General features: G+C 44.4%; 8 protein-coding genes. 7 read left to right on the forward strand and 1 reads right to left on the reverse strand.

From position 1 onward, the window contains the following. The 5 genes from HX129_RS17345 to HX129_RS17365 all read left to right on the forward strand — a co-directional run. The coding region (locus HX129_RS17345; RefSeq protein ID WP_286436382.1) for a hypothetical protein at positions 1–183 on the forward strand (183 nt) is incomplete at its 5' end. After that, the gene (gene aph(3'')-Ib, locus HX129_RS17350) at positions 170–973 is read left to right on the forward strand and encodes an aminoglycoside O-phosphotransferase APH(3'')-Ib (RefSeq protein ID WP_001082319.1); all 804 of its coding nucleotides are present in this window, start codon (positions 170–172) and stop codon (positions 971–973) included. The genes HX129_RS17345 and aph(3'')-Ib, both read left to right, overlap by 14 nt. Continuing rightward, entirely contained in the window at positions 973–1,809 is an 837-nt protein-coding gene (locus HX129_RS17355; protein ID WP_000480968.1) for an aminoglycoside O-phosphotransferase APH(6)-Id, read from the forward strand. The genes aph(3'')-Ib and HX129_RS17355 overlap by 1 nt, the downstream gene beginning before the upstream one ends. Positions 1,810–2,029: 220 nt before the next feature. After that, complete coding sequence (locus HX129_RS17360; RefSeq protein ID WP_004967307.1) at positions 2,030–2,386, forward strand: type II toxin-antitoxin system RelE/ParE family toxin; 357 nt, start codon at positions 2,030–2,032, stop codon at positions 2,384–2,386. Further along, a complete protein-coding gene (locus HX129_RS17365) occupies positions 2,379–2,681 on the forward strand; it encodes a helix-turn-helix domain-containing protein (RefSeq protein ID WP_001140620.1) in 303 nt (100 codons plus the stop codon). The genes HX129_RS17360 and HX129_RS17365 overlap by 8 nt, the downstream gene beginning before the upstream one ends. A 118-nt stretch (positions 2,682–2,799) precedes the next feature. Here the strand turns inward: HX129_RS17365 and HX129_RS17370 are convergent, their stop codons facing one another. Beyond that, the gene (locus HX129_RS17370) at positions 2,800–3,441 is read right to left on the reverse strand and encodes a TetR/AcrR family transcriptional regulator C-terminal domain-containing protein (RefSeq protein ID WP_004787586.1); all 642 of its coding nucleotides are present in this window, start codon (positions 3,439–3,441) and stop codon (positions 2,800–2,802) included. Positions 3,442–3,506: 65 nt separating this feature from the next. Between HX129_RS17370 and tet(39) the strand changes: the two genes are divergently transcribed. Beyond that, complete coding sequence (tet(39), locus tag HX129_RS17375; RefSeq protein WP_174738199.1) at positions 3,507–4,694, forward strand: tetracycline efflux MFS transporter Tet(39); 1,188 nt, start codon at positions 3,507–3,509, stop codon at positions 4,692–4,694. 225 nt (positions 4,695–4,919) lie between these two features. Beyond that, on the forward strand, positions 4,920–5,531 hold the full coding sequence (locus HX129_RS17380; RefSeq protein ID WP_015060246.1) for a recombinase family protein: 612 nt from the start codon (positions 4,920–4,922) through the stop codon (positions 5,529–5,531). Positions 5,532–5,656: the final 125 nt, after the last annotated feature.

Genomic DNA, 5,656 nt, shown 5'->3' on the forward strand with positions numbered 1-5,656 from the left:
CTGCACATTCGGGATATTTCTCTATATTCGCGGTTCAGCAGGCATGTCCCCTTTGAGGGCGACCCGACGACAGGATACCCAAGTTACGCCTTAAATTTGGATCAATTAGGGGCGCTTTGCATTTCAAATCTTTGTGCAACAAAGCCTCAGAAAACTGAAGGAACCTCCATTGAATCGAACTAATATTTTTTTTGGTGAATCGCATTCTGACTGGTTGCCTGTCAGAGGCGGAGAATCTGGTGATTTTGTTTTTCGACGTGGTGACGGGCATGCCTTCGCGAAAATCGCACCTGCTTCCCGCCGCGGTGAGCTCGCTGGAGAGCGTGACCGCCTCATTTGGCTCAAAGGTCGAGGTGTGGCTTGCCCCGAGGTCATCAACTGGCAGGAGGAACAGGAGGGTGCATGCTTGGTGATAACGGCAATTCCGGGAGTACCGGCGGCTGATCTGTCTGGAGCGGATTTGCTCAAAGCGTGGCCGTCAATGGGGCAGCAACTTGGCGCTGTTCACAGCCTATCGGTTGATCAATGTCCGTTTGAGCGCAGGCTGTCGCGAATGTTCGGACGCGCCGTTGATGTGGTGTCCCGCAATGCCGTCAATCCCGACTTCTTACCGGACGAGGACAAGAGTACGCCGCAGCTCGATCTTTTGGCTCGTGTCGAACGAGAGCTACCGGTGCGGCTCGACCAAGAGCGCACCGATATGGTTGTTTGCCATGGTGATCCCTGCATGCCGAACTTCATGGTGGACCCTAAAACTCTTCAATGCACGGGTCTGATCGACCTTGGGCGGCTCGGAACAGCAGATCGCTATGCCGATTTGGCACTCATGATTGCTAACGCCGAAGAGAACTGGGCAGCGCCAGATGAAGCAGAGCGCGCCTTCGCTGTCCTATTCAATGTATTGGGGATCGAAGCCCCCGACCGCGAACGCCTTGCCTTCTATCTGCGATTGGACCCTCTGACTTGGGGTTGATGTTCATGCCGCCTGTTTTTCCTGCTCATTGGCACGTTTCGCAACCTGTTCTCATTGCGGACACCTTTTCCAGCCTCGTTTGGAAAGTTTCATTGCCAGACGGGACTCCTGCAATCGTCAAGGGATTGAAACCTATAGAAGACATTGCTGATGAACTGCGCGGGGCCGACTATCTGGTATGGCGCAATGGGAGGGGAGCAGTCCGGTTGCTCGGTCGTGAGAACAATCTGATGTTGCTCGAATATGCCGGGGAGCGAATGCTCTCTCACATCGTTGCCGAGCACGGCGACTACCAGGCGACCGAAATTGCAGCGGAACTAATGGCGAAGCTGTATGCCGCATCTGAGGAACCCCTGCCTTCTGCCCTTCTCCCGATCCGGGATCGCTTTGCAGCTTTGTTTCAGCGGGCGCGCGATGATCAAAACGCAGGTTGTCAAACTGACTACGTCCACGCGGCGATTATAGCCGATCAAATGATGAGCAATGCCTCGGAACTGCGTGGGCTACATGGCGATCTGCATCATGAAAACATCATGTTCTCCAGTCGCGGCTGGCTGGTGATAGATCCCGTCGGTCTGGTCGGTGAAGTGGGCTTTGGCGCCGCCAATATGTTCTACGATCCGGCTGACAGAGACGACCTTTGTCTCGATCCTAGACGCATTGCACAGATGGCGGACGCATTCTCTCGTGCGCTGGACGTCGATCCGCGTCGCCTGCTCGACCAGGCGTACGCTTATGGGTGCCTTTCCGCAGCTTGGAACGCGGATGGAGAAGAGGAGCAACGCGATCTAGCTATCGCGGCCGCGATCAAGCAGGTGCGACAGACGTCATACTAGATATCAAGCGACTTCTCCTATCCCCTGGGAACACATCAATCTCACCGGAGAATATCGCTGGCCAAAGCCTTAGCGTAGGATTCCGCCCCTTCCCGCAAACGACCCCAATATGAAAAACCCCGGCAGGATGCTGGGGTTTTTTATTGCCTATCATTTCTCATTTGCAAAACAAGCATAATGCTCCTAAAATATAGACTATAATCTATATTTTGGTTGTGGTATGTGGATAGTCATTACGACAGATCTATTTAATGAATGGCTTGAACAGCAAGACGAATCAACACAAGAGAAGGTTCTGGCTGCCCTAGTTGTTCTACAGCAGCAAGGACCAAGTTTAGGCCGCCCTTTAGTAGATACTGTCTATGACTCTAAATTTACCAACATGAAAGAGCTTCGTGTTCAACATCGAGGTAAACCACTGAGAGCTTTCTTCGCATTTGATCCTTTACGACAGGCTATTGTTCTATGTATTGCTGATAAAGGCAGTAAAAAGCGTTTTTATAAAGACATGCTGGATATTGCAGATGAACAATACCAACTTCATCTCACCACCCTAGGAGATAAATCTAATGGCTAAGACTCTGCAAGAATTGTTAGCTAGCCGCTCTCCAGAGAGCCAAGCCCGTATTCAAAAAATGGCAGATGAATTACTGCTAGAAAATCAGCTTCATCTTATTCGTGAAGAACTTGAAATCTCTCAAAAGGAACTTGCTGAAACTTTGGGAATAAAACAGCCATCGCTTTCAGCAATAGAAAATCGTGGCAATGATCTTAAGATTTCAACCATGAAAAAGTATGTTGAGGCAATGGGCGGGAAGCTCCGTATTGATGTAGAGCTTCCAACAGGAAAACATATAGGATTCAATGTTTAACAATAAAAATGGGAGCTAAAGACTCCCATTTTTAGATTCGTATAATCGCCATTATGTTAAATAATTAAGGATAAAAGCTTTATTACTAAATAGAACAGTTGCTTAAAGCAGTATAGAGTTAAGTTTGCATTTTAATATCAAGTTGTCTTTCAGCACCGATAATCACCATACGAATCCCATTTTCAAAAATGTCATCCGCATTCATATTTTGTAAGGTATTCACTCCTTGGAGCATGAGTGGATATATAGTTGGATCGGCTTCGAATGGTGGGTCTGATCTTATTTCTTCTTGCTGCTCCTCAAGGACCCACCCAACAATAAACCTTCCTAATGTCATAAGTAATGCAACTGCTTCAACAGGAGAAAACCCAGCATGAGATAACAGCGCAACTTGGGCCTCAATCGTGTTGAAATGTCCTTGACTGGGGCTAGTTCTTGCATGTAGACGAGCACCATCACGGTAAGCTAGTAGTGCTCGACGAAAGCTTACAGAATTAGCGAGCAACCAATCTTGCCATGTCATCCCATCGATGGGTAAAGAAACTAAATGGTGTTCATTTATAATGGTTTCCGCCATTGCTTCCATTAACAAGGATTTATTCTTGAAATGCCAATATAGAGTTGGAGATTTAATACCCAATCGTTGAGCTAGCTTGCGTGTGGTTATTGAATCTATGCCTTCTTCATTCAACATATCCAATGCGGTACGCAGGACTATTTCACGTGTCAGACGTTGAGGTGCAATATCTTTTTTACTCATAAATCTATCACTGATAGGGAGTGTGTGAGAGAATATTAATTCTATCATTGCTAGAGAAGGCATTTGTGAAGAAATCATTGAGCGTGATTTTAATCACTATATTTCTGGATGCTGTTGGGATTGGTTTAATTATGCCGATCTTGCCTGAATTATTACGGTCATTGGCTGGAGCTGAAGCAGGCGGTGTTCACTATGGTGCTTTATTAGCTGTGTATGCTCTGATGCAGTTCATTTTTGCACCTATCCTTGGAGCGTTGAGTGACCGATTTGGACGTCGACCTGTATTAATTATTTCAATTGCTGGTGCAACGGCTGATTATCTCCTAATGGCTGCTGCTCCTTCTCTATTGTGGCTATATATTGGTCGTATTTTTGCGGGAATTACAGGTGCCAACATGGCTGTTGCAACAGCTTATGTTTCAGATATTACTCCAGCCCATGAGCGTGCAAAAAGGTTTGGTCTCCTTGGAGCTGTCTTTGGTATTGGGTTTATAGCGGGTCCGGTAATAGGTGGAGTTTTGGGTGAATGGAACTTACATGCACCGTTCTTTGCTGCTGCTTTTATGAATGGGATTAATTTAATAATGACAGCAGTCTTATTAAAAGAATCAAAACACAGCAATAAAATGACTGAGAAGGTTCAGGAGCAATCAATATTAAAGAAATTATCCTATTTGATCACTCAACCTAATATGGCTCCATTGCTTGGTATCTTTTTAATTATCACATTGGTTTCACAAGTCCCCGCAACTTTATGGGTTATCTATGGGCAGGATCGTTATGGCTGGAGTATATTTATTGCAGGTGTTTCCCTTGCTAGTTATGGAATATGCCATTCTATTGCACAGGCTTTTGCTATCGCCCCTATGGTAAAGAGGTTTGGAGAGAAAAATACGTTGTTATGTGGAATAGCTTGCGATGCAATTGGTTTACTTCTTTTATCTATTGCTGTTGAAGAATGGGTGCCTTTTGCGTTGTTACCATTGTTTGCCCTTGGTGGAGTAGCCGTTCCTGCTTTGCAAGCAATGATGTCCAGAGGTATTAGTGATGAAAGACAAGGTGAATTACAAGGGCTATTAAGCAGTTTTAATAGTCTGGTGGCTATAATTGGTCCTGTATTAGTTACTAGCCTCTATTTTATGACTCAGGCATCAGCTCCTGGAATGGTATGGGCATTAGCTGCAATACTTTATGTAATCACCCTACCCTTATTGCTTAAGTATCGCCTGAATAAATATTCTGGAGTTCCATAAAATATTTAATTTATTGGTTTAAAAACTAATGGATTCTATAGTTTATCTAAAATTAACATAATACACGTTATACGAATTCCCAAGGCATGGCTTTTAGTCATGCTTTTTTTATCAAAAGACTATACCTGAATGATAGCGAGCCAAATCGCATACAATATCTATCATTAGACTTAATGCAATAATTAAATGATAGTATTATCATTAATCTAATAGAATTAAGATTAAATGATAGAAATGAATACACGTATTTATCTACGAGCTTCAACTAAAGATCAAGATGCAGAAAGGGCTTTGCAGATTCTTCAGGATCTAAACCAAAACTTGAATTTGGGTGAAACCATTGTGTACGTGGAAAACTATAGTGGTACGAAGTTAGACCGACCTGAATTGAATAAGCTACTGTCAGAAGCAAATCAAGGTGACACATTGTTAGTTGAAAGTATTGACCGCTTATCACGCCTAACCCAACGAGATTTTCAAGAGCTGAAGCGCAGGATCCAGGAGAAGGGACTTCGTTTAGTCGTAGCAGATCTTCCTACTACCTACCAAATGATTCAAACCAGTGACAGCATTACTCATTCAATCTTGGAACTCATCAACAATATGTTGATTGATCTTCTGGCAACAATGGCCCGCCTAGACAATGAGAAACGTATAGAACGTATTAAGCAGGGCCTGGCACGTTCGGGTTACAAACCAACAGGCAAGAAGGCAAATGAGGCTAAACATAAACGAATAAAAGAATTGCTAGTAGTTGGCAATATGACTAAGGAAGAAATTGCCAAAGCAGTGAATTGTGGAGTTGCAACTGTCTATCGAGTTGCTAAAGTTATCTAAAAGAGGCTTATCTCAACGCGCCCCCAATGGGGCACCGCTGCATTCAGGTTTGTTATTCCTAAGTAGAAATGTCCTACCTAATAACCAAATAGAAATGTCCTATATGGACAATTCCAAGTCAAGCA

Origin of the sequence: Acinetobacter sp. 251-1, from assembly GCF_030329305.1 — a bacterium.
Taxonomy (GTDB): domain Bacteria; phylum Pseudomonadota; class Gammaproteobacteria; order Pseudomonadales; family Moraxellaceae; genus Acinetobacter; species Acinetobacter piscicola_A.

Bases quoted from the DNA above. Each gene is read 5' to 3' on its own strand.
- HX129_RS17355 (WP_000480968.1), top strand. From the start codon at position 973: ATGTTCATGCCGCCTGTTTTTCCTGCTCATTGGCACGTTTCGCAACCT.
- HX129_RS17360 (WP_004967307.1), top strand. From the start codon at position 2,030: ATGTGGATAGTCATTACGACAGATCTATTTAATGAATGGCTTGAACAG.
- HX129_RS17365 (WP_001140620.1), top strand. From the start codon at position 2,379: ATGGCTAAGACTCTGCAAGAATTGTTAGCTAGCCGCTCTCCAGAGAGC.
- HX129_RS17370 (WP_004787586.1), bottom strand. From the start codon at position 3,441: ATGAGTAAAAAAGATATTGCACCTCAACGTCTGACACGTGAAATAGTC.
- HX129_RS17380 (WP_015060246.1), top strand. From the start codon at position 4,920: ATGATAGAAATGAATACACGTATTTATCTACGAGCTTCAACTAAAGAT.